Source organism: Segatella copri (assembly GCF_024330485.1).
GTDB classification, from domain to species: domain Bacteria; phylum Bacteroidota; class Bacteroidia; order Bacteroidales; family Bacteroidaceae; genus Prevotella; species Prevotella copri_L.
Map to the genome: position 1 here is coordinate 25,651 of NZ_JANDWX010000001.1, position 23,829 is coordinate 49,479.

25 protein-coding genes and 1 pseudogene are annotated in these 23,829 nt (G+C 42.0%); 17 read left to right on the top strand and 9 right to left on the bottom strand.

Annotation, left to right across the window (positions count from 1 at the left end; all coding sequences use genetic code 11):
• The first annotated feature begins 9 nt into the window (after positions 1-9).
• From NNC77_RS00095 to NNC77_RS00115, 5 genes are all read left to right on the top strand, one after another.
• Positions 10-903 (top strand): fimbrillin family protein, encoded by an 894-nt coding sequence (locus NNC77_RS00095; RefSeq protein ID WP_254969546.1) that lies wholly within the window; start codon positions 10-12, stop codon positions 901-903.
• A gap of 22 nt (positions 904-925) precedes the next feature.
• Positions 926-1,861, top strand: coding sequence for a fimbrillin family protein (locus NNC77_RS00100; RefSeq protein ID WP_254969547.1), 936 nt, complete (start codon positions 926-928; stop codon positions 1,859-1,861).
• 86 nt (positions 1,862-1,947) lie between these two features.
• The gene (locus NNC77_RS00105; protein ID WP_254969548.1) at positions 1,948-2,850 is read left to right on the top strand and encodes a fimbrillin family protein; all 903 of its coding nucleotides are present in this window, start codon (positions 1,948-1,950) and stop codon (positions 2,848-2,850) included.
• A gap of 22 nt (positions 2,851-2,872) precedes the next feature.
• The gene (locus NNC77_RS00110) at positions 2,873-4,255 is read left to right on the top strand and encodes a leucine-rich repeat domain-containing protein (protein ID WP_254969549.1); all 1,383 of its coding nucleotides are present in this window, start codon (positions 2,873-2,875) and stop codon (positions 4,253-4,255) included.
• Positions 4,256-4,617: 362 nt separating this feature from the next.
• On the top strand, positions 4,618-4,866 hold the full coding sequence (locus tag NNC77_RS00115) for a DUF2442 domain-containing protein (protein ID WP_022251301.1): 249 nt from the start codon (positions 4,618-4,620) through the stop codon (positions 4,864-4,866).
• Positions 4,867-5,008: 142 nt separating this feature from the next.
• On the opposite strand, the gene NNC77_RS00120 is transcribed toward NNC77_RS00115, so the two are convergent.
• Entirely contained in the window at positions 5,009-6,226 is a 1,218-nt protein-coding gene (locus tag NNC77_RS00120) for an ATP-binding protein (protein ID WP_254969550.1), read from the bottom strand.
• 213 nt (positions 6,227-6,439) lie between these two features.
• Entirely contained in the window at positions 6,440-7,366 is a 927-nt protein-coding gene (locus NNC77_RS00125) for an Rpn family recombination-promoting nuclease/putative transposase (protein WP_437183262.1), read from the bottom strand.
• A 307-nt stretch (positions 7,367-7,673) separates the two neighbouring features.
• Between NNC77_RS00125 and NNC77_RS00130 the strand changes: the two genes are divergently transcribed.
• The gene (locus NNC77_RS00130; protein ID WP_153082491.1) at positions 7,674-7,817 is read left to right on the top strand and encodes a hypothetical protein; all 144 of its coding nucleotides are present in this window, start codon (positions 7,674-7,676) and stop codon (positions 7,815-7,817) included.
• Positions 7,804-8,301, top strand: coding sequence for a DUF6169 family protein (locus tag NNC77_RS00135; RefSeq protein ID WP_118117046.1), 498 nt, complete (start codon positions 7,804-7,806; stop codon positions 8,299-8,301). Before NNC77_RS00130 ends, NNC77_RS00135 begins: the two co-directional genes overlap by 14 nt.
• Positions 8,302-8,408: 107 nt before the next feature.
• On the opposite strand, the gene NNC77_RS00140 is transcribed toward NNC77_RS00135, so the two are convergent.
• The gene (locus NNC77_RS00140) at positions 8,409-8,597 is read right to left on the bottom strand and encodes a hypothetical protein (RefSeq protein ID WP_119229956.1); all 189 of its coding nucleotides are present in this window, start codon (positions 8,595-8,597) and stop codon (positions 8,409-8,411) included.
• Between the two features lie 477 nt (positions 8,598-9,074).
• On the opposite strand from NNC77_RS00140, the pseudogene NNC77_RS00145 reads away from it, so the two are divergent.
• The 8 genes and pseudogenes from NNC77_RS00145 to NNC77_RS00180 form a co-directional block, all read left to right on the top strand.
• Positions 9,075-9,365, top strand: a pseudogene (locus NNC77_RS00145) (Abi family protein); the annotation flags it as partial.
• Between the two features lie 143 nt (positions 9,366-9,508).
• A complete protein-coding gene (locus NNC77_RS00150) occupies positions 9,509-9,652 on the top strand; it encodes a hypothetical protein (RefSeq protein ID WP_153082639.1) in 144 nt (47 codons plus the stop codon).
• 298 nt (positions 9,653-9,950) lie between these two features.
• The gene (locus NNC77_RS00155) at positions 9,951-11,612 is read left to right on the top strand and encodes an RNA-binding domain-containing protein (protein WP_233338700.1); all 1,662 of its coding nucleotides are present in this window, start codon (positions 9,951-9,953) and stop codon (positions 11,610-11,612) included.
• Between the two features lie 780 nt (positions 11,613-12,392).
• Positions 12,393-12,671 carry a hypothetical protein gene (locus NNC77_RS00160; protein WP_254969553.1) on the top strand — a complete coding sequence of 93 codons (279 nt, stop codon included), beginning with the start codon at positions 12,393-12,395 and terminating at the stop codon, positions 12,669-12,671.
• Between the two features lie 265 nt (positions 12,672-12,936).
• Positions 12,937-13,449, top strand: coding sequence for a spore coat protein (locus NNC77_RS00165; protein ID WP_254969555.1), 513 nt, complete (start codon positions 12,937-12,939; stop codon positions 13,447-13,449).
• Between the two features lie 20 nt (positions 13,450-13,469).
• The gene (locus NNC77_RS00170) at positions 13,470-16,049 is read left to right on the top strand and encodes a hypothetical protein (RefSeq protein ID WP_254969556.1); all 2,580 of its coding nucleotides are present in this window, start codon (positions 13,470-13,472) and stop codon (positions 16,047-16,049) included.
• A 3-nt stretch (positions 16,050-16,052) separates the two neighbouring features.
• On the top strand, positions 16,053-16,613 hold the full coding sequence (locus tag NNC77_RS00175; protein ID WP_254969557.1) for a DUF5675 family protein: 561 nt from the start codon (positions 16,053-16,055) through the stop codon (positions 16,611-16,613).
• Positions 16,614-16,695: 82 nt separating this feature from the next.
• Positions 16,696-17,706 (top strand): phage antirepressor, encoded by a 1,011-nt coding sequence (locus NNC77_RS00180; protein WP_254969558.1) that lies wholly within the window; start codon positions 16,696-16,698, stop codon positions 17,704-17,706.
• An 86-nt stretch (positions 17,707-17,792) separates the two neighbouring features.
• Here the strand turns inward: NNC77_RS00180 and NNC77_RS00185 are convergent, their stop codons facing one another.
• Genes NNC77_RS00185 through NNC77_RS00195 form a run of 3 tightly spaced genes read right to left on the bottom strand, consistent with a single transcriptional unit; the run spans position 17,793 to position 19,430 of the window.
• The gene (locus NNC77_RS00185; RefSeq protein ID WP_006846253.1) at positions 17,793-18,173 is read right to left on the bottom strand and encodes a hypothetical protein; all 381 of its coding nucleotides are present in this window, start codon (positions 18,171-18,173) and stop codon (positions 17,793-17,795) included.
• Positions 18,174-18,229: 56 nt separating this feature from the next.
• Complete coding sequence (gene ribH / locus NNC77_RS00190) at positions 18,230-18,706, bottom strand: 6,7-dimethyl-8-ribityllumazine synthase (protein WP_006846254.1); 477 nt, start codon at positions 18,704-18,706, stop codon at positions 18,230-18,232.
• 28 nt (positions 18,707-18,734) lie between these two features.
• Complete coding sequence (locus NNC77_RS00195) at positions 18,735-19,430, bottom strand: tetratricopeptide repeat protein (protein WP_203068153.1); 696 nt, start codon at positions 19,428-19,430, stop codon at positions 18,735-18,737.
• Positions 19,431-19,639: 209 nt separating this feature from the next.
• On the opposite strand from NNC77_RS00195, the gene recF reads away from it, so the two are divergent.
• Both recF and NNC77_RS00205 read left to right on the top strand, forming a co-directional pair.
• Positions 19,640-20,737 carry a DNA replication/repair protein RecF gene (recF, locus tag NNC77_RS00200; RefSeq protein ID WP_117691976.1) on the top strand — a complete coding sequence of 366 codons (1,098 nt, stop codon included), beginning with the start codon at positions 19,640-19,642 and terminating at the stop codon, positions 20,735-20,737.
• 4 nt (positions 20,738-20,741) lie between these two features.
• Positions 20,742-21,032, top strand: a complete 291-nt coding sequence (locus NNC77_RS00205; protein WP_118079051.1) for a DUF721 domain-containing protein — start codon at positions 20,742-20,744, stop codon at positions 21,030-21,032.
• 18 nt (positions 21,033-21,050) lie between these two features.
• Here the strand turns inward: NNC77_RS00205 and NNC77_RS00210 are convergent, their stop codons facing one another.
• The 3 genes from NNC77_RS00210 to NNC77_RS00220 are packed head-to-tail and all read right to left on the bottom strand — an operon-like array spanning position 21,051 to position 23,825.
• Entirely contained in the window at positions 21,051-21,596 is a 546-nt protein-coding gene (locus tag NNC77_RS00210; protein WP_254969559.1) for a 5-formyltetrahydrofolate cyclo-ligase, read from the bottom strand.
• A gap of 3 nt (positions 21,597-21,599) precedes the next feature.
• On the bottom strand, positions 21,600-23,327 hold the full coding sequence (locus NNC77_RS00215; RefSeq protein WP_118064254.1) for a S41 family peptidase: 1,728 nt from the start codon (positions 23,325-23,327) through the stop codon (positions 21,600-21,602).
• A gap of 45 nt (positions 23,328-23,372) precedes the next feature.
• The gene (locus tag NNC77_RS00220; protein WP_006846261.1) at positions 23,373-23,825 is read right to left on the bottom strand and encodes a deoxycytidylate deaminase; all 453 of its coding nucleotides are present in this window, start codon (positions 23,823-23,825) and stop codon (positions 23,373-23,375) included.
• Positions 23,826-23,829 lie beyond the last annotated feature (4 nt).

Here is a 23,829-nt window from a genome sequence, read left to right on the forward strand (position 1 = left end):
GTTTATAAGATGAAAAAGATGACTAAGTTCTTCGCCCTTGCACTCTTGGTTGGTGCAATGGTTTCATGCAGTACAGAAGACACCGCACCTTCTACCCAGAACGATAAGGTAGCCGTGCAGTTTACTGGTGGTATTAGCGTAAACACCCGTGCTGCCGGTTTAGCCTGGGCTGATGGTGACAAGATTGGTATCTTCATGACAGGTACCAAACAGCCTCTCTCGGCAGATGCTATCCAAGAGGGTGTTGACAATATTTGCTATCAGACAAGTGGAAGTATAGGCTTTTCACCTGTTTCTGGAGGTAAGACTGTTTTCTTCCCGATAGATGGAGATGTGGATTTCTATTCTTACTATCCACAGACCACTGTCAATGACTACAAGGTAGCACTTGATGTAACATACCAAACGAAACAAGAAGCTATCGACTTCATGTATGCCAAGACAGAAGGCTGCAACAAAGCTACGCCACAGGTTGACTTGAAGTTCTTCCATAAGTTAAGCAATCTTATTTTGGATGTTCAACCAGGTAACGGTCTCACGCAAGAAGACCTTAAGAAAATGACTGTGACAGTGAAAGGCCAGAATACCAAAGCCACTTTCAATCTTGTGGATGGAACTATCTCTGGTGAAGAAACTCCTGCGGACATCACGATGAAAACTACCGAAGCTGGCAAGCTGTATGAGGCAATCCTGCTCCCTACAGAAGAAGCAAGCCGAGTGATAGAGTTTGACCTCAACAATGGTTACGACGCTCCTTTCGTATGGACAATGTCTGCAAAACTTGAGGGTGGCAGCAGATACCACTATACAGTAGTAAAATTGAGTCGTTCTGCCGTAGATATTTCTGGAAACATTGAGCCTTGGATAAAGGCTGGAGACGATAATGAACATATAGCACAATAACAACACTTAAAATATAACGTTTATGAAGAAGTTTAAAATCATATACATCGCTGCCGCAGCATTGCTGTTTGCAGCTTGCGCTAACGAAGAAGACGGTATCGGCAACAATGGTCCTGTTGCTGCTACCGTACAGGCGGACATTGTTAAAAACATCACACGTGCCACCACTGACGATACATGGTCTAAGAATGATGCCATTGGCGTATATGCCACATCTTCTGGCAATACAACAGGAGACAACAAAAAGTATGTAACAACAAATGGGGATGGTACTTTTGAAGCTGCTGACAATAACAACATCATCTATTTCAAGGACAACAAAGAGACAACATTTAGTGCATACTATCCTTATAGCAAATTCTTAACTGATGGTAAAATGAATTGGAATATAGCTGAGGTAGAAGCAAACCAACCTTGTAAGGCTGATGTACTTTTTGCCTCAGGAGCTACTGCAAGTAAAGCATCTCCAACTGTGAATTTTACAGATGCAGAACATCGCTTTAAGCATTGTATGAGTTTGGTTGAATTCAAAATTAAGCCAGGGCAGGGTGTCAAATATAACAATTATAAATTCAATAGCTTGAATATGAAAGGAATATTTACAAGCGGTAAATTTGACACAAGAACAGGTTCGGTTGAAACTGCTGGTGACAGAGCGACTCTTACTCGTGTTTTTAATGATGTACCTTTTGAAAGCGAAGAAAGTTTTGCTTATATCATGTTGCCGCAAAGCCTTGAAAGCAATAAAATGGATATAGAGATTTACTTGTTGTTGAATGATAGCGAAGTAAAATACACAACCCCTATAACACCATCCACCAATGGACAATTTGAAGGTGGCAAAAAATATACATACAACATAACTGTTAAAAATACGGGGATTACTATAGAAAAAGCTAATATAGTTCCTTGGGAAAATGGTGATTCAAGTGATTTAGACGCAGATATAGCTTTGTAATGATAAATAAGGTACTGAAAATAGGGAATACAGGGTTAGTGAGCTTGGCCGCTCACTAACTCACTAACAATAAAAAACTGAAGATTATGAAGACGATAAAACAAAGAATTTCCTATGCGGTAATGGGCCTTATGGCTATGGGCTTTACAGCATGTACGCAAAATGAAGATATGGCTCCAACGCTGAAAGGGCAGGAAATCAATGCCACTTTCTCTGTTGGAGGTATGCAGACTCGTGTCAATACATTGGGACACGGTAAAAATTGGGAGGATAAAGATAAACTGAAAGTAAGTATATTTACGGATTATGATTCTGGTAGTACGACAGTTCTTTCTTTTAATGGCGAAACCTGGTCCCGCAGTGGTAGTTTCCGTTGGTTAAATGGATACGAACAACATACTATTTTGGCTGTATATCCATCTGACACGGATTTTGGGAAAGAAAATCTACAGTATGATTTACAGACAGACCAAAGCAGCGAAGGTAATTTGAAAAACGCTGATCTCATAACTGGATATTGGCACGATGTTCCTCGGTACGATTTAAGAATTCCTATGCAGCATCGCATGTCGCTGGTTACAATTTTCTATGAAATTGGTGCATACGATCATCCTAATAAGGATATAAGTAACCTACGGATTTGTTCGCCATGCAATGGGGCTAGCTTTAGCAGAAGATCAAATACTGATTGGATAATGGACACTTCTAATTATAAAGAGCCAACGTTGGTATATGCATGCCAGACAGGAGATGATGGAGAAAAGTCTTTCTCTGCAATCATTGTACCAGGCTCGTTAGACACAAGTGCTGATTTTTTGAAGTTTACTTTAGACGGGCAAGATTATACCGTCAAGTTAAAGCAAAAAACAGATTTTTTGGAAGGGCATCGTTACACCTATAGTCTCAAAAAAATAGGAAGAGACAAAGTGGAACTCGCAGTCCGCAATCAAGGTGTTCTGCCTGGTTGGGAAAATGAAGAAGAACTATAACAAATAAAAGGAGAATATAATTATGCGTAAGATTATTCAATACATGATGATGGCATTGATTGCTGTTGTTTTGGCATCATGTGCTAATGATATAAGCGAAGAATCTACACCAACTGTTAAAAGTAATATACGTTTTGTTGTAGATGACTTTCCTATGTTTGAGAAACCTTCTACCCGAACTATCGGCGAAGAAGACAAGGGTAAGACAGCATGGGCTGTTGGAGACGAAATCTGTATAAAGTTAGAATCTAAAGAGTTAGGAATCCAGACTGCAACTTTAAAATACAATGGAGTAAAGTTTGAAATCCAAGATGGCAACTCATTGTGCTATCTTGAGGGGGAACCTGTGACGGCTTATGCTTACTATGCTCCAGGTCGTAAATATTTAAATGATGGTTATCTTGGGTATAAGGATGATGGAGAAGATGGAATAGCAGAGTTCATCGAAGCAACTTGTAATGTTCATTATGGAGATGATAATTATATAGACATATCGTTTGCCAATGTCACACGTAATTATTCACGCCTCCGCATTGCAACTATGCCAAATAAGCCAATAACAGTTAGCATCAGTGAATACACTCCTGCGGGCAGCAGCAATATGATATGGGATCAAAATTATGCCCTTACTTCTGATGAAAAGGGCAATGCCTATTTATATGGTACTTTTGATAGATATGCCGAAGTCACTGTGAAATATAGAGAAGCAACTTTGGCAACTCATACATTCTTGCAAGCAACAGAAAAAGCTAAGAGTTATGCTCTGGATGCTACTGTCATTTCGGCAAATAGTGCAGAAGAAATAAAGTCAGCTATCAAGCAAGAAGTAGCAGACGGCAAGACTGCTATAAGACTTAACCTCGCTTCTGATGCTGGCGATAATGAGTTTAAGGCTATCCGCGAAGCTTTTGAGAATGTGAAATCTGGCACTATAGATCTCACTCTAATAGGATGCAAGGAAATTCCTGCAGATGGTTTGAACAACCAATCAGGAGGACTAGAGGCATTAAAGTCTATTACTTTGCCTGATGTGACAAAAATTGGAAAGAATGCCTTACTCTTCTGTGTGGATTTGGAAGAAATTTGTGCTCCGAATGTTTCTGCTATAGATGAAGGTGCATTTGCAGAATGTTACCATTTGAGAAAAGTAACTTTGGGAGAACTCACGAATGTAAAAGGTGACTATGAACACGGGGATGGTATTTTTGGCTTCGATTCTCATTCTATAGAAAATATAGATTTAGAGTTGTCTGAAAAACAGAGAATAATGACCAAGCAACTAATTGATGGTCGTTATTGTTGGACTCCAACTAAAGAACCCTATCAGATGAGTGAAGACCATACAAGCATATCTTTCCTTGGAATGACATTCAAGTCTATAACATGTGGGATGAAGTTTCAGTAAGAGTTCCATATACATTCCTAAGCTGGGCAGGAGTATAAGTTACCCAGCAAACATATATCCCCCGCACCTCACGGAAAACGACAAGGGTCTATATGCCACGATGAACAGGTAGCGTATAGACCCTTCATTTGTGGTATGGGATGGCTATCCTTTATCTTATAAAATACGGGAATCCAAACTTTTCCCGAAACTTTTCTCCCGTTTTCTTTGCGTTTTCAAAATAAAGTCGTAACTTTGCAATCAAGATAGATTAAAAAAGGAGGTTGCGATGCCAAAGATATTTGAATACTTCGGATTTATCTTTCTGTTCTATTCAAATGAGCATGAACCAATACACGTTCAACTAAAATAACGAAGAAATTATGAACTTAAGTATCGTTTCTGCAAAATATGTGGCGCCATTAAAAGTTGAATTACACTTTAATGATGACACCATTAAGACGATAGATGTAGGTGCTTTTATCAGAAATCACCCACATCCGCAATATAACTCTTACTTGAATGAAAACAAATTCAAAAAGTTCAAGATAGAGTTTGGTAATATCGTTTGGGGAAAGAATTGGGATTTGATATTTCCAATAGATAAGTTATATGCTGGCGTTTGCTGCTGAACAAGAAAATAATATTGTATAAGTCCTTAATACAGTGACTTTTACCGCACTTCATGGGAAAACGACAAGGGTCTATATGCCACGATGAAAAGATGGTGTATAGACCCTTGATTATATGGTGATATTCGTAATCTACCTGGCATCAAACCAAAGTAGTCATTTTCAGAAAATCTCGCAGATGAATGTGCTTAATGCCATCAATATTGGTTTGACCATAAAGCCTATCCATAGAAATCACGTATTTGGGATGACTGTCTTTTATCAATTTCAAATTGCCGAATTCACGCTCTACCGTTTCCTCAGAAGCCAGCAGATAGGTAACTTGCACATACGCCACACTATCCGCTTTCTCGGCAACAAAATCAATCTCAGCCTTATACATCTGACCAACATATACTTTATACCCCATCCTGCACAAATGGATATATACAGCGTTTTCCATCACCTTTTCGATATCAAAACGCCTGTTGCCACCTATAATATGATTCCTGATTCCCAGGTCTTCGAAATAGAACTTGTCGCCTAACTCGAAAAGTCGCTTGCCATGAATGTCGTATCTGTTAACTCGATCGATAATAAAAGCATTGCTTAAATACTCCAAATACGTGAGAATCATCTTGGCAGACGTTTCGGTGTTCTGGCTTTTCAGAAATTTTACAATACTCGTTGCTGAGAATTGTTTACCGATATTATCGCTCACAAACTTCAGCAGCGTTCGCAACAATGGTATGTTTCTGATGTTTTCTCGCTCTATGATATCACGAAGTACTATCGTATTATACACATTGTCAAGATAATCTTCTACCAAATCCGTATTTTCCAATCCAAAACTGCGCAACTGAGGGAGCCCGCCATACTGCAGATACAGGTTCAAGGAAGCATCATCATCCTTCAGTTCATGGAACGTCAGGAACTCTTCATAGCAGAGTCCTCTAATGCGATAAGCAATATATCTGCCTCTCAGGCGAGTTGCCAGTTCGCCCGAAAGCATCTTGGCGTTGCTGCCGGTAATCATAATCTGGCAGGTATCATCCGATTGGATACTGAGGAGTGCTTTCTCGAAATCAGAAATCTCCTGCACCTCATCGATAAACAGATAGTTTTCCTTACCCTCAACGATGTTGGCTGCTACATAAGCCTCCAGATCCTGATAGTTGGCTATCATATCAAATGAGGTTTTCTCCTTATCTATATAGATAACGTGATTTTCTTCATTCTCAGCGATGTGATTATAAATTCGCCGCATCACACAACTCTTGCCGACACGCCTCTGGCCCGTCAATGCAATCATCATTCCACGTCCAAACATGCGTTCGATACGATTGGAATACCCTAGTCTTTCTAATATTTTTTGTTTCATACGAGTAAAACTTTTCGCAAAGATACTCTTTTTGTTTCGCATAAGTAACAAAAACGATAGATTTTTTGTTTTTATTACTTATAATTAACAGGTTGGGTACACATTGCGCCTCATGGGAAGCGACAAGGGTCTATATGCCACGATGAAAAGGTGGCGTATAGACCCTTAATTATATGGTGATATTCGTCATCAATATCTCCGCTATTATATTTTTTATGTATTGTTCAGATTCTTAATGATTTCCAAAGGTAGCTGGGTAGCTTTGGCAACCTGTTCGGCAGAAAGTCCCATTGCCAGCAATCGTTGTGCTGTTTCTGTGTTGGCCTCATGCTTGCCTTCTGCTCTACCTTTTTCCATACCTTTTTCCATACCTTCCTTCATACCAATTTCCTTACCTTCAGCTATACCTTCACGCTTAGCAGTGTCTACGGAATTCTTGATGTCGCGATATGCCATCTTGCTGGTCTCGTACTCCCTTATTTCCTGCGGAGTAAACTTGGCTATCTCGGCTTCCTCGAAGAGGCGGTCGAAGACTTTATCGCACAGTTCTTTAGGGCGCTGGGTAAGCTTGTAGAGGTTCTTGAGTGCATAGAGCCACTTCTCGTATAGAGTATCCAGTTGTTCCAGGGATTTGTTGAACTTGGAAATCTCTACATAGATATATTCGAGTTTGTCGTAAAATACTTTATGGGTAGCTGTGTCGCACAACTGCACATGATGGCGGATTTTCTCCTTATCGAAGGCATCCTCGTTCATGCTGAAGTTGAGCAGGGCTACGGTATAGACATGATTGAGTCTGAAATCCCATTCATTCCCCTTTGGTGCCTGTTCTCGGATAGGGAAGGTGGAGTAGAAGAGGGCGCGATCCTTGAAATACGTCTGGTAGGCATTCTGCATTTCTACGATGAACTTCTCGCCGTTTTCGCCTTCGCAATATACATCAAAGATGGCTCTGCGGTCTGTATAGACATCTCCTACGTGCTCTGGATTCAGATACGACACGTCCTTCACAACCTGTCTGCCATTAAACAAGCTGTTGAGGAAGCAAATGAGCAAATCCTTGTTCATTGCTGTTCCGAAAATTCGCTTGAAACCGAAGTCGGTCAGCAAGCTGATGTATCTTTCTTCTACCTGTTTCATAATCATCTGTATTAAAAATCCATGCCGCAAAGTTACGACTTTATTTTCAAACCCGCAAGAGATTTCAGTGAAAAGTTTATGAAAAAGTAAGAGATTGCGTTTCTTATGTGACAGGACAAGGGTCTATATGCCACGATGAAAAGGTGGTGTATTGACCCTTCATTTGTGGCATGGAATGGCTATCTTTTATCTTTTAAAATACGGGAATCCAAATTTTCCCGAAACTTTTCTCCCGTTTTCTTTGCACTTTCAAAATAAAAGCTTATCTTTGCAACCAACAAGAAGTAGAACTTTAAAATGAATAAGTATGGCTTTAAAAATTAAAACTCGTGAAGAAGCAATTGCTGTATTACGAGATATGGTTAGACGTAAAAAAGAAATGGAAGCAAAGGCTCAAATAGACTTTGCTAAAGCACGAGAGGAGGCTGCAGACTGTTATGCATGCCTTTAACTTAACTCGCCTCAATTTTCATTCTCCTTATAAGGTCTGGATAGATAATGGATCATATAAGTTCTTAACAGATTATGGTGTTCAGTATCGAATAGAATTTGTAGAAAACAATAATATTTGGGAGGATGAAAAAGCGTATGAATTCGGCATTCTCAATGAAAACAAGAAGAATTCTCCTAACGATTCTAAAGTTAAAGCAACTATACAATGTATTATAGAGGAATTCTTTCTTACGAATCCCGATATACTTCTATATCAATGTGAAACGGGTGATAGCAGACAGGCTATGCGAGCTCGCCTTTTTACCAGATGGTTTAACGAATTCGATAAACGAGATCGTTTTTGTGTCAAGGTTTCTATTCTTAGGGATGAAGAAGTTGACAATTACATAGCCATTATAGTTCAAAAGAGTAATCCTAAGTTGAATGACATTCTTCGAGATTTTGATGAGTTTATCGGTTTCTTTGATACAAAGCCCGAATAATAGTAGTAAATCTGCAATTAACTTGGTTGGCAAGGGTCTATATGCCACGATGAAAAGGTGGCGTATAGACCCTTGATTATATGGTGATATTCATAATCTACATGGCATCAAACCAAAGTAGTCATTTTCAGAAAATCTCGCAGATGAATGTGCTTAATGCCATCAATATTGGTTTGACTGATCACACAACTCTTGCCGACACGCCTCTGGCCCGTCAATGCAATCATCATTCCACGTCCAAACATGCGTTCGATACGATTGGAATACCCTAGTCTTTCTAATATTTTTTGTTTCATACGAGTAAAACTTTTCGCAAAGATACTCTTTTTGTTTCACATAAGTAACAAAAACGATAGATTTTTTGTTTTTATTACTTATAATTAACAGGTTTGGTACACATTGCGCCTCACGGGAAACGACAAGGGTCTATATGCCACGATGAAAAGGTGGCGTATAGACCCTTGATTATATGGTGATTTTACCTTTTATTTATAGCACCCATTCCAACCAATTCTCTGGTGTTACGATGGCTTTTTCCTTCACATCGTATGCAGTAAGAAAGGTATTCGGAAATTGAGTGTTAGCGTTGTTTCATATCATTAAACCCTTTCCATTATTACTATTAAACATAAATATTCACTTTTGCGAGATTTTTCTTGCGGAAAATTTTGTGATTTCAATAATTATTCGTATCTTTGCAGCGTCAGTCCTCGCCAAGCCTCTTAACAATGCTCAAATCGTGCGAGGCGTTTTTTATTTATACACATTTGAATATGGCAAATCTTATACCTTTTACAAAACGATTTGAATCTTCAGAAAATCTCGTTAATTTGCTTGAATCACGAGGTTTACAGATTTATGATAGGAACAAAGCCATACAGTACCTTGACAATATTGGTTATTACAGATTGTCTGCTTATATGTATCCTTTGTTGAAGATGCCCAAGACAGCACATTTATACAAGGAAGGTTCATCCTTCAAAAAAGTGATGATGCTTTATCGTTTTGATAAGAAACTGAGACTACTCATGTTCAATGAGATAGAAAAGATTGAAATTGCTATCCCAAAATAACATGGTTGTTCATTCGGTTTCCCGAAATTGACTTAAAAGCTCTCGGCTTTCCGCAGGGATGGCAAATGGAACCATTATGGAGGTAATTTCAAGTGAAATAGTCTTTTTGCCCCGATATATAAAACTATAGGCTTATGGTACATGTAAATGAAACAATAGTTATAAAGAGCTCTTCTCCCAAGCTGGCAGAATGGGTAAAGAAACTGAAGGCTCATAAAGCTGAGCAACTGGAGAAGTTGCGCAACGTAGAAAAGTGTGACTTTGAATTTCAGTTCTGATGAAAGCCAATATGTGATACCAGCCTCCCCTAATACTTCCTGATAACTTTTTCTAAAACTTTTCCCCGATTTTCTTGCGTGTTTCGAAATAATAATGTACCTTTGCTCTCAAAAAAGTAACAACAACTAACGATAATGAATACGAAGAAAATACTATTTTTTGCAGCATCGATTATCTGTATAAGAAAATGCAGGGGAAAGCATCTGTTGCGGATGAAGTTTACCTAGGTAGATAAATAGGTTACTGGCATTATCCAGGCATCGTTACTATTTTAAGTACATCAAAACAGAATTAAATATGGATGTTAATCAGAAGTATACCAGTCTGCTTAATGAGCAGATTGCCAAAATAGGAAAAGAATGTAGATATTTGGAGTTCAAATCCAATTATCAGGAAGTAGATAAGCTGGGGCGATATATCTCAGCCTTGTCGAATGGTGCATGCCTTGATCATAAGGATTTTGCCTATCTGTATTTTGGTGTAGATGACGAAACTCTAGAAATAAAAGGTACAACCTTTGACTGTGCAAGGATGAAAGCGGTAGGTAATGAGGCTTTGGAACTTTACCTAAGAAGAATGGTTGTTCCTAAGGTGAATTTCTCTATCATAGAGTTCATGTATGAAGGGAAACTGCGTGTTGTGCTGTTCAAGATTCCTGCTGCTGTTAATGAGCCAACTACTTATAAACAGAAACCATATATCAGAGTGGACAGCCATGTTACAGACCTTACTCCATACGTTGACTGGATGCGCCAGATATATACCTCGCAAATCGACTGGTCGGCACAGATAGTAGAGGATGCAACACTCGACGATCTTGATCCTGAGGCAATACAATTGGCTCGGGCAGGTTATAAACTGCGCTATCCCGATTTTGCAGAAGCCGTGGAGACTTGGGATGATGCCACATTCTTGGATAAAGCCCATCTTACACAGGACGGACTGATTACGCGTACGGCATTGTTGCTTGTGGGTAAGTCGGAAAAGGTGCATAAACTTTATCACATTTCGCAGATAGTTTGGAAATGCTACCAGGACGGTGAGGTGTTTGGTGACATCTACACCATTCCATACATCAAAGCGACAACGGCCTTGATGAGCCGTATACGCAACTATCGTTTCAAGATATATCCGCAGGATTCGCTTATACCAGCCGAGGTTTGGAAATACGATACGCGCAGCATACTTGAGGGGCTGCATAACTGCATAGCCCATCAGAATTACTTGCAGAATGAGCGTATTATAGTTACTGAAGACAAGGACAAACTGACGTTTGAGAACGCAGGCGGTTTCCTTGAAGGTGACTATACACAATATATCTTTGGTACAAAGACGCCGAAGTTGTATCGCAACCCTTTCCTTATGAGGGCCATGGTGAACTTGAAGATGATAGATTCGCAAGGTTATGGCATACACAACCTGTTTGTGCGTCAGAAGGAACGATTTCTGCCGATGCCCGACTACAATGGGACAGATGACTCGCATGTTGTAATGCACATGTATGGTACGGTTATTGACGAGAATTATAGTCTTATGTTGTTCGCCAACCAGAACATCAACCTTACGGAGGCTGTACTTCTTGATCAAGTACAGCGTGATAAGCCAATCGGTGACGAAGCTATCAAGGAATTAAGAAAGAAGCATCTTATAGAAGGCAGAAAGCCTCATTTGTTTGTGGCGAAACACATTGCACAGCGTGCAGACAAGAAGGTGGAGTATTCGATGCATAAGGGGCTTGACTCGAAGTCGTGCGAGAGATTGCTCGTAGATTCATTGAAAGACCATGGGGTGTTGTCAAGAGGAGAAATAGACAAACTGCTGTGGAATGTCATTTCTGACCAGTTGGATGATACCCAGAAAAAGACAAAAATAGGAAATATCCTACGTAAGCTTCGTAAGGATGGAATCATGCAAAATGAAACCAAAGGTAATGTATCAAATTGGTCGCTCGTAAAATAAGAGCAAATTACGAGCGAATTACGAGCGAATTACGAGCGAATTACGAGCGAATTACGAGCGATAGAATTATAATGCGTTGATTATTAGTAGAATAATAACGTAATTATTTTTGGCGAAGATATAAAAAGTACGAGCGAATTACGAGCGAAAGTTTTAAGAATACTAAAATACAAGATAATTATGGATATACAAGGACATATTATAGACCACTGGGTGGAGAAGATGCTCGATCATCTTGCAAAATTGCCAGAAAGATGCTGACGAATGGTATGGATGCTGCCACGGTGATGGAAATAACAGGATTGTCGGAGAGTCAGTTACAGCAGCAGAAAGGATAAGTTATTCAAAAGTGTACGAGTTCGTACACAATTTGAATTGGACACATATTAGGCGACTGTTGTCTGTGATAAATCCAGAAGCACGAATTTGGTATCGTATGTACGATGGCCTTGTTAAGGGATATTTCGTTTTAAAACGAAAGAAAAAATGACTTTTTCTTAGTTTTTATTTCAGAAATTCTTTGTAATTCGAGAAAATTGTTATACCTTTGTAATCGAAAGATAAATGAATGTCCCGCCTCTGACGAGTTTTCACTTGTTGGAGACGGGATTTTTTGTCTATTAATTAACCCAAACCGATCTTGCATGGGCAATTTTGGTGTAAGGCCTTATGCGGAACAAACACGTCAAAATCGGTATTTATTTAATAAATACTATAATGAAGACTGAAATAACAATTTTAATAGGAATTAATAACCTGAAAGCGCAGTTGAAAAAAGTAATGACCGAGGCTAGTACCTTGGAGGTGATGATAAGAGAGATGGAATCTTCTCTTTGTGGTGTTGACAATGATAGGGCTTGTGGGAATGAGCCGTTGTTGCCTATGTCTTTGGACTTTCCAGAGATGAGAAACTTGTTGGATAGGCTTTCAGAAGCTGGTATCCTAGGGGCATCCTATGCCTTGAGGAACCAGTCGTGGACTCAGCGTAGCGTGATTGTCGCATTCCTGTCGGGGAAGGTGCAGAGAATGTGCATGTGGAAGCCTTTTGCTGAGTTGTGACATTGTGATAAAGGTGCTTTGCAGAGTGCCTATCAGAAGCACTGTGATACTAAAGCTGCTATGCTTTATTATAAGAAATTGGAACGAATTGTAGGGTAATACCAGTTGGTAGCCTACCAACCGACTACCAAGTAGGAACCAAACATTCTTCCTACCTTTGCCCCCGGAATTCAGAACCGATATGGTCTGGGTTTCGGGGGCTTTTGTGTATAGGCACATCAACCGTTGTGGGAGCGCCCAACTGTTTTAAAAAGGAATTTATAAGATGAAAGCAATGAAACCTTTTTATTTTGTTCATCCGCAGTACGGAAAACTGAGGGTGGTGGTGATTGACGGGAAAATCTATTACTGCCTGATGGACGTGAAGAACATCTTCAAAAAGTCGGTACAGAAACTCTATGAGACGATTGCTGACTCGGAGGGGGAACTGAAAAATCTGAACATCGTAATGATGAAGAATATGAAAATCAAGTATAACCTCTTCTTCGAGAACCAGGAAATGGGGAAGGAAGAAGCGGAGGCTGAGAACGTGGATGCGGATATCAACTTCTGCGATGAACAGCTGGTGAAGGACCTCGTAGACAGGCGTGTTGCCGCCGAGAAGATTGCGGCAAAATGGGTGCTAGGGTTCGTCAAGAGCAGACTGAATGATGCTGAGAATGCTTCGCTTTTCGAGGCGAACGGGGTCCAGGAGATTTCGGATAACTCGCTGATTCTGCCGATTAATGTAAGTTATGGCTCAGGGTATATCATGATTAACAGCGAAATGTTCGATTAATTGAAAAATATGGAGGTAAAATGGAGATAGTACATGTAGTGGCAATTAATCCTTATCGCAAGGGAAATAAGGGGAAAGTTTTTTCTTACAATATCGATACTTATGATAAGGTGATTGAATCGGCTGCCGTTAAAAAGATGATTCAGCAGATTCGGGGTGAATTGCCGATTGACGGAGTGGATTTGAACGATGCGCAGGCGGTGAAGAAGGCGCAGGAAAGGCTCAAGAGCGAGCTGCCTTTCTTCTGTCCGCACTACGGCATGTTCAAGAATAATGTGCGCAGACAGGAGAATGCCCTGCCGGAAAGCTTTCTCTTCCAGACGATTATCGATGTGGATGATAAGGAGTATGTGGAGAAGGCTATCGAGAAGGCGCGCGAGCTGAACTGCTCTTCGGGTATCTGGAATGGGAGTTTGCTGCATCTCTGCTATAGCGCTCGCAAGAAGCTGCATATCGGGATTAGAATGCCGATTGGGATGACCATCGAAGAGACGCAGAAGGCATATTGTGAGGCACTGGGCGTGCCTTATGATGAGAGCTGCATCACACCTGAAAGAATGATTTTCCTGACGGATAAGGACTCGGAAATCTACCGGTCTAAAATGTGGTGTGCAGTGCTGCCGGAGAGCGAGATACAGGCTCGCAGACAGGCGTTTCTCGACCGTGGGCTGACCGTGGACGGAAGAGGAAATGCAAAAGTTAATAGTTTACAGTTTACAGTTAATAGCAATAGTAAAAATAATGAAAACAATAGACTTTCGGGCAATCATGGCGATTATGCTGCTCCTGCTGGCACTGCTGTTCAGCCTGCCCAATCTGGTAATAGCAATCATGCTGATGATTCTCATCTCGGGAATCCTGGAGGCAATTATGGCACTGGTGAACTGGGAGAGGCCAGTGAGAAGAATCTGATAGCCTTTGATTTGTTTCAGGAATCAGCGGGACTGAAGGGGATGACGATTGATTCCGTAGGATCAAGACATTCCTCCCTGCTGGCTATCATGAGCGCAGGCGCTTCGAGGGTGATGAGCGAGGAGGAACTGATGAAGGTGGTGGCTGAGAAAATGCCGAGCTATTATCAGGAGCCGGATTGCCACCAACTTATCCATGATTTCTATGCGAAATATGGTGACAGTTCGAAACCTTTCTCACGTGATGTTATCCGCATCAATGCCACCGCAGAACAGGCCAGCCGGCAAGTTAATAGTTTACAGTCTACAGTTAATAGGGCTGAGCAAGTTAATAGTTTACAGTCTACAGTTAATAGGGCTGAGCCTAACGTTCAAAGTACCGAGGAGGATTATCCGGAACCGCCAGCGATGCCGGAGAAACTGCCGAAGCTGGTGGAACTGCTGATATCTCGGACACCGGAGATTTATAAGCCGGCTGTGGCGCACGCTATCTTCCCACCGCTCGCTACGCACCTCTGGCAGACGAGCTTCCGATATATTGATAATGTTGTGCATGAGGCTACGCTTTCTACTTGTTTGCTGGCTGGTACGGGTGCAGGTAAATCGTCTGTGGATAAGCCGATTAGGTATATTATGGAGGATATCAGAAAGCGGGATGCGGAGAATCTGAAACGTGAGAAGGAATGGAAGGAGGAAGTGACGCGCAAGGGTGCCAACAAGGATAAGCGCAAACGACCGGATAATCTCGTTATCCAGGAGATTGATGCTGATATGACCAGTCCGGCATTCGTGATGCGAACCGCTGAGGCGCAGGGGCGTTTCCTCTATACTTCGCTTAACGAGCTGGACCAGTTTGATGCTCTCCGGGGTAGCGGTAACCAGCAGTTCCGCATCATGTGCCTCGCCTTTGATCCATTCAACCTCTTTGGCCAACAGCGCGTGGGCGTTCAAAGTGTGACAGAAAGGGTAACGATCAGGTTCAACTGGAATGCTTCTACCACCATCCAGAAAGGGCAGCGTTACTTCTTAAAAGTTTTGACAGACGGTCCGATAAGCCGTATCAATTTCTGTACCATTCCGGAGCGTGAAATCGGTGACGAAATGCCTGTTTACGGCGATTACAATGATGCTTACCGTGAGGCGCTGAAGCCTTATATCGAAAATCTGAACAACGCCAGGGGATTGATTGACTGTCCTGAGGCGTTCCAGCTTGCCCTCCGGCTGAAGGATGAGAATGCTGAGTTTTCACGTCTGTCGCAGGATAGGGTTTATGAGAATCTTTCCTTCCGTGCCAACGTCATCGCCTACCTGAAGGCGTGTGTGCTGTATGTGGCGAACGGTTGCAAATGGGAGCCGGAGATTGACGAGTTCATCCGCTGGAGCGAGCGTTACGACCTCTACTGCAAGATGCGTTTCTTCGGTGATGCCATCAAGAGGGCGAATGATACAGGCGAGAAGTCGAGCAAGCGAGGACCTTCCAACATGCTGATGCAGTTGCCGGATGAGTTTACTTACCAGCAGGTGATAGACTTGCGTGTAGCAAACGGGATGAGTCAGAAAGGTACTTCCAAGATGTTGGGAAACTGGAAGGATCGCCATTACATCAGGGCTAAGGAGAACGACTCAGTTCCTCAATTCCTCAGTTCCTCAGTTTTTATTAAACTTAAATTCCGAAAGGAGAATTCATAGCGTATGGAAATAGTAGTAAAAAGAATAGCAAAAAAGAAGACTTATACGATAGGTCATCTTTATATCCTGAGCGATAAGGACGTGAAGCGTACTTGGCGTTCGGGGGTAAAAATAGGCGACAAGCGTATCTTTGAGCACAGCTTCGATAAGGCGAAGTTGGACAAGGAGCATTACTTCTGTGATACCCTGGAGCCTACGTGGAGAAACCTCCTGGGTATCGAACTGAAACCGGAAGAGGAGGATGGACGGTACAGTAGGGTATCGGGCAAGAAAGCCCGCAAGATACCGGGTCATACGGCGATACCGGAGGGTTCATATCCTGTGGTTATCTCGAAATCGCCAAGGTTCAAGAAGTGGCTTCCGTTGGTGCAGGGTGTTCCCGATTTTGAGGGCATCCGCATTCATGCCGGTAATTATCCCGATGATACGCAGGGCTGCATCCTGGTAGGTGAAAATAAATTACAGGGCGCAGTCTTTAATTCCCGCATCTGGCTGCACAGGCTCATGAATGCCATTACCGCAGCAAGGGAACGGGAGGAGAGCGTTTGGATTACCGTTTTGTAATGTTGAGTGTTGAGTGTTGAATGTTGATTTTTGAATGTTGGATGTTGAATTTTTAGTGATTAATTTTTAAAAACAAATTATTATGGTAAAGTCAGTTAATACAAATAAAGTAGAAATGGATAAGAAGGCAGCAGCTGCTGTCGTGTTTGAAAATCCTGTATTCGGTAAGATTCGTACCTTGACCGATGAGAACGGAGAACCTTTGTTCTGTGCAAAGGATGTCTGTGATGTACTGGGATATAAAAGAGCAAGATGCGCTGTAGCTCAGCTAGTTAACCCACTTGACGCTGTAAAACACAGCGTCAAGGTATCGGGAAGCCTGCGTAAGGATGGAACCCCATCTAAACGACTCCAAAAGATGATCTTCGTTAACGAGAGCGGTTTCTATGCTTTGGTTCTCGGCTCCAAGCTTTCTACTGCCGTGAAGTTCAAGAACTGGGTTACGGCCGATGTGCTGCCACAGATCCGTAAGACGGGTGGTTATATTCCGGTTCAGCAGGGAGAGAGCGATGAGGAGACAATCCGACATGCAGAAGAAATCCTCCGTGCTACGCTCAAGGAGAAGGAGAATCTGCTGAAGAAGCAGCGTCTGCAGATTGAACAGCAGAAGAAACTTATCGGCGAACAGGATACGGAAATCCGCCGCTTGAATGATGTGGTGGATGAGCAGGTGGTTCGCAACGCCAAAAATGGTGAGAACATCATACAGTTGGAGAATCAGGTGGGTAATCTTCTGCCGAAAGCGCTTTACAGCGATAATGTGCTCGATTCCGTTTCTTGCTTCACTACCACGCAGATTGCGAAGGAACTCGGTATCACAGCGCAGGAGCTGAACCGCTCGCTCTGTGCTCTGCATATCCAGTATTACCAGAGCGGTCAGTATCTTCTTTATGCCGATTACGCCCACATGGGTTTAGCCAAGAGCCGCACCCGCTACAGCGCCTTCCTAGACCCGAAAAGCGATGGTAGACAGGAGAAGATGGGCAGAGCCTACACCCACACCTATCTCGTATGGACCGAACGAGGACGGAAGTTCATCCATGACCTTGCTCTGCGATACTGGGAACTGTGTGAAAAGGTAAAAGGCTTTTAAAGGCTCTTTTTACTGAAGAAACATAAAAAAACTCCTGAAGTTTGTTTCAAACAACTTCAGGAGTTTGATTATTTTGTATTGATAGTTTATTTCAATAACTTTTTGTAGTCCTTGTCAAATCCTTGAGGATGACGTCCGATGAAAAGAACATTGAGTAAGCAGTTGGCTGCCAGTTCTACATCATTGAGATCAGCGCCTTTGCCTTTTTTGACTTCCTTTCCCAGGCATACATCCCATGTGGACTGGAAACAGCTATCATTTGCTCCAACAAACATATCATTTGAGTCAGGATCTTCCATCAGTTCAAACTTGATAACCTTTTTGGATGTGATAGGTTGGATATTGCAAAGCATATCGAATGCTTTTTCAAAAATATCGCGATGCAACTGTGCATTTGGAAACATCACATTGACTGTTGGAAAAATCTCTTCAAATTCAAACGACTGCAATAGCTGGTAGAGTTTCATATGCTTATACCTTATTATATATATAACATTCAGTTTATCAACTCTCGTTGTGAAGACTAGAACTTAGCCATCTTGATAGCATCTATAGCACACTCATCACCCTTGTTACCCAACTTGCCGCCGCTACGATCCTTAGCTTGCTGCAGATCGTTGGTAGTCAAGAGACCATAGATAACAGGTATTTCCTGAGTAGCATTCAGACGGGCAATTCCGTAGGTAACACCCTCGCAGATGTAATCGAAGTGAGGAGTTTCACCACGTATCACACTACCTAAAATGATGACTGCATCATAGCCGCCATTCAAAACCATTTGATGGGCTCCATAGATAAGCTCAAAGCTGCCTGGAACAGTTTTTACATGGATATTCTCAGTGAGAGCTCCATGTTTTTCGAGTGTTTTTACTGCTCCGTCGAGCAAAGCGCCCGTTATCTCAGGATTCCATTCTGCTACAACGATACCAAAGCACATGTTACTGGCGTCTGGTATTTTAGTAAAGTCGTATTCAGATAAATTATGAAGTGCTGTTGCCATATTGATTTCGAATTGTTATCAGTACAGATTAGTTAGAAGCGCGCTCGATGTACTTGTCGATTTCGCCACCCTGTACGAGCATAGCGTTAACATACTTCTTCTTAGCATCCTGATAAAGCTTCAAAGCTTCGTCTTTCTTACCCTGGCTTTCGAGAATCTCGCCTGCCTTGATAATGAATGTAGGAGAAAGACTGTTGTTTGTACCATCCTCGGCCTTGCTGTCAGCCATAGAAGCAGCCTTCTTGAAAGCATCTACAGCCTTGTCGAGCTGGTTGAGATGCGCATAAGCATCACCTAAGGCAGCTTCAGCAGCAGGACTGATCATCTGGTCGTCTTCTGAAGAGAATGCTTCCAGACTCTTCTGAGCTTCTGCCCATTTGCCGAGGTTTGCATAGCAAAGACCTGCATAGAGGTTTGCCAGGTTACCTGCATCTGTGCTGCTGTATTCGTCAGCAATCTTAGTAAAACCTACATAGCCAGCGCCATCACCCTTCAATGCCTGCTCATACATCTGGTTAGCAAAGTAGGTCTGACCCTTAGCAAGCATAGTGCTAGCCTTGTCCTCACGAGGACCTGAGATCTGAGATACATAACCGAATACACCTGCAATGATAACAATGATAGCTACTACTGCAATGATAATTGCCTTCTTGTACTTCAAGAAGAAGGCCTCACGAATGTTTAGGCTCTCTGTTTCCTGAGCCTGTACGTTGTTGTTTGCCATTTTTATTTTGCTTTTTTATTATTCTATACTTTTTCGTTTCTGGTTTTGTGGCAATCTGTTCAATAGAAAGTTAGCTTTCAAATTGTGGAATGCCGCTAAACTTCTGCAAATTTACTCAATTTTATTCAATTATTGAAATTTCTAGCCTATTTTTTTTGTTTTTTCCTCTTTTTCTGCTAACTTTGCACTATAAAAGCAGAAAAGAGACTATGATTTTAAAGAATATTTCCATTATTAACTTTAAAAATATAAAGAGCGCCAATCTGGAGTTGTCGCCCAAAATCAATTGTCTGATAGGACATAATGGCATGGGAAAGACTAATTTCCTTGATGCCATCTACTATCTCTCTTTCTGTAGGAGTGCCTATAATTCTATCGATTCCCAGATTATTACTCATGATGAGCCTTTCTTTATGCTGGAGGGAAATTATGATAATGATAAGGGGGAGATAGAGAATGTTTACTGTGGCATGAAACGGGGTACCAAGAAGCATTTCAAGAGAAACAAGAAGGAGTATAAGCGTCTTTCGCAACATATCGGGCTCATCCCTCTGATTCTGGTTTCTCCATCTGATGTTTCTCTGATAGAAGGAGGAAGTGAAGAGCGCAGAAAACTGATGGATGTGGTCATCTCTCAGTATGATTACTCTTATATAGAGGCTTTGTCCAACTATAATAAGGCTTTGCAACAGAGAAATGCTTTGCTGAAAATGGAGGAGGAGCCTGATATTACGCTGCTGGAACTTTGGGAACAGCAGATGGCGAGTAATGGTGAATTGCTGTACCGGAAACGGCAGGCTTTCGTTGACGAACTGGTTCCGCTGTTTCAGCAGATTTATCAGCAGATTTCGGGTGATAAGGAGCAGGTCCGTCTTCACTATGTTTCTCATTGCCAGAGAGGTCCTTTGTTGGATGTTATCCAGCGCGACCGGTTTAAGGACCGTGCTGTAGGGTATTCTCTGCATGGTGTTCACCGTGATGATCTGGAGTTTTTGCTGGGTGATTATCCGATGAAGAGAGAGGGAAGTCAGGGGCAGAACAAAACTTTCGTGATAGCCCTGAAACTGGCTCAATTTACTTTTCTGCAGCGCACGAGTTCCAATACGCTTCCTTTGCTCCTCTTAGATGATATTTTCGACAAGTTGGATGCTCAGCGGGTTGAGGCTATTGTGAAACTGGTTGCCGGTGACCATTTCGGACAGATCTTTATCACGGATACGAACCGTGATCATTTGGATAAGATTCTCCAGAACATGCAGGGAGATCATACGATATTCTATGTAGAGAATGGGGAAATAATAAAGTAAGAATATGTTTAAAAGAAAAGTTAAGTCAATAGCAGAACTCTTGCCCGAATTTCTGAGAAAGGAAGGCTTGGAGACTCCTTTGCAGCAGAAACGCCTGATCATGAGTTGGGATTCTGTAGTAGGGGAAAATATTGCTGCATATTGTGGTGATAAGTTTATCAAGAACCAGACTCTCTATGTAAAGATAGAGAATGCTGCATTGAGGGCTGACCTCACGATGAGCCGTGCTACCCTTGTTCGCCGTTTGAATGAACAGGTTGGTGCACAGGTTATTGCAGATATACGCTTTTATTAATATTCCCCGCTCTATATGCTATATGATTTCGTCCATGCATATATCTGTAGGGGTAACAGGAAGGAGTCCTTCCTCTTTGATTTTCTGGAAGTCGAAACAGATTCCTATTTTGTATGCATGTGGAATCTGGACAAGAAATCTGTCGTAATAGCCTTTTCCTCTTCCTAACCGGTTGCCTTTCATATCGAAACTCATACCTGGGATTACGGCAAGTTCTATCTCGGGATATTTCTCTTCCGGATAAATCTTGCCTTTCGGTTCAAGTATATGATAGGCTCCTTCCTTCAGGTCTTGAACTCCGGAATATTCTCTCAGTTCCATATTCGTATCGTCCAGCACAACGGGCAGTATCACCCGTTTTCCCCTGGAAACAAGTTGGTCTATATAATGATGGGTGTCCACTTCATCAGGAAGCGAATAGTACATCAGTATGGTTTGGGCATTCTGAAGATACGGGTTGGAATCTAAACGTGATAATACAGAAAGCGACAGTTCCTCAAGTTGTCTTGAGGAATACTGTCGCTTTCTGTCTTTTATGATTTTTCTTAATTCTTTCTTGTCCATGCCTTAAGCATTTGCTATCATACAATTATTATGGTGTAAGGAAGAATAGTTGTAGGGCGTATTCGCCATAGCTATCTTTTCTTTCTTCGCAGCGCGTTTTTTGGCTGGCTCTGGTTTCTTTGGAAATGCTGCATGGTTCTCAAATACCTCCAGCGTCTTTTTGATGACTGGATCATCAAGATTGATGTACTGGGTCCATGCCTGCTCGTCCAACATATTGTAGATGATACGGCTGTCGATGACACGGTCTAATAGTTTGTGTGATTTCTTGATTAAAAGATTTCTACGTTTCAAACCACGTTTATCAGCATAGCTGGCAAACTTTTCAACCATGTCCTGACTGTCAAGATAATCGGCAAGTTCCATCATCTCCTTGAAGTTGTTCAACTTCGGACGGTTATCGTCTGTATAAGTGAAGGCAAACTGCAAGATGAGACCACTCAGACTAGCCTCCTTGAAATAGGATGTCATGCCGAGCGTATCTTCAGGAACAAAGATGTCTGGGGTGATACCACCTCCGCCATAGACAATACGGCCGTTACCTGTATGATAAGCTGGTCCTGTATGCTTGATGCTATCCTGTGAGAAGAACTCTCCGTGCTGATATCTGTCAAGCAAGTCTTGCTCATAATCCTTGTCATCTCCCAAAGTATATGGCTTCTGGATGCATCTTCCTGAAGGAGTATAGTAGCGCGCAATGGTCAGACGGATGAGGCTGTGGTCAGGGAATTCTATCTGTTGCTGAACCAGTCCCTTACCAAACGAGCGTCGTCCGATGATGGTAGCACGGTCATTATCCTGCATGGCACCCGCAAAGATTTCTGCAGATGATGCAGAACCTTCATTGATGAGAACTACCATCGGTATCTTCTGGTAGGCACCCTTACCGTCACTCATATAGTTGTGTCTAGGCGATTTGCGTCCCTGTGTGTAAACGATGAGCTTCTTGTCTGGCAAGAATTCGTTTGCCATGTTTACTGCAGCCGTCAGGTAACCACCTGAGTTATCCCGAAGGTCAATACAGAGGTTGGTGAATCCCTGCTGTGAGAGTTTGGCCAGGGCAATCAGCATTTCCGGATAGGTGTTCTCGCCAAAGTTCTTGATACGGATATAGCCTGTTTTATCGTTAAGCATGTAGGCAGCTGTAACACTCTTTGTCGGAATTTCACCTCGGGTTACGGTAAAGGTCTGAACCTTCTTGCTTCCATATCGTATAACTCCGATTTTTACCTTGGTATCTTTTGGACCCTTCAGGCGATGCATTGCCTCCTGATTGGTTACAATCTTGCCAACAAAAGGTTTGCCGTCTACGGCTACAATCTTATCTCCTGCCAAAAGTCCTGCTTTCTCGGCAGGTCCATTCTGTATCACATTCTGTATATGTATTGTATCTTGGCGGATGACAAACTCTACGCCTACACCCGAGAAAGATCCTTTCAGATCGTCGGTGGCCTGAGCTGCGTCTTTAGCACTGATATATACGGAATGTGGATCCAGTTCTGCTAAAATCTGTGGAATTGCCTTATCTACCAGCGAGTCGATGTTCACGGGATCTACATATTGGTCATCAATAAGATGGAGCAGGTTGTTCAGACGGTTGCTTCCACTATTGATAACGTTGAGGCGATTTCCAGAGAAATGGTTGGAAAAGAATGTTCCGATGATAATACCTATCACAACACAGAATGCCATGATGAATGGCATAAAGCGGTTGGTCTTATTCTTACTCATGTTCATAACAATTCTCTTTTTACTAACGTTTTATCTATCTTATCTCTAATCTTCTACAGAAGATGTCTTTTCATCAGGATTGAGGTATTCTACCTTGATTCCTGCTCGTTGCATCAGTTTGATACCATCGTCCAGACGGTATTTCTCTGCATATACAACACGCTTGATGCCCGACTGTATGATCAGTTTGGCACATTCTATACATGGAGAGGCGGTGACGTAAAGCGTACTTCCCTCACTGTTATTGCTGCTGCGAGCCAGTTTCGTAATAGCATTAGCCTCCGCATGGAGAACGTATGGCTTGGTTACGTTGTTATCCTCACAGACATTTTCAAATCCGCTCGGTGTACCATTGTAGCCATCACTGATAATCATTTTATCTTTTACAACCAGTGCACCTACCTGTCGGCGTTTGCAATAGCTGTTTTCAGCCCATATACGTGCCATTCGCAAATAGCGAAGGTCGAGCTTGGTTTGTTTGGAAAGTTCGTTTGCCATCCTC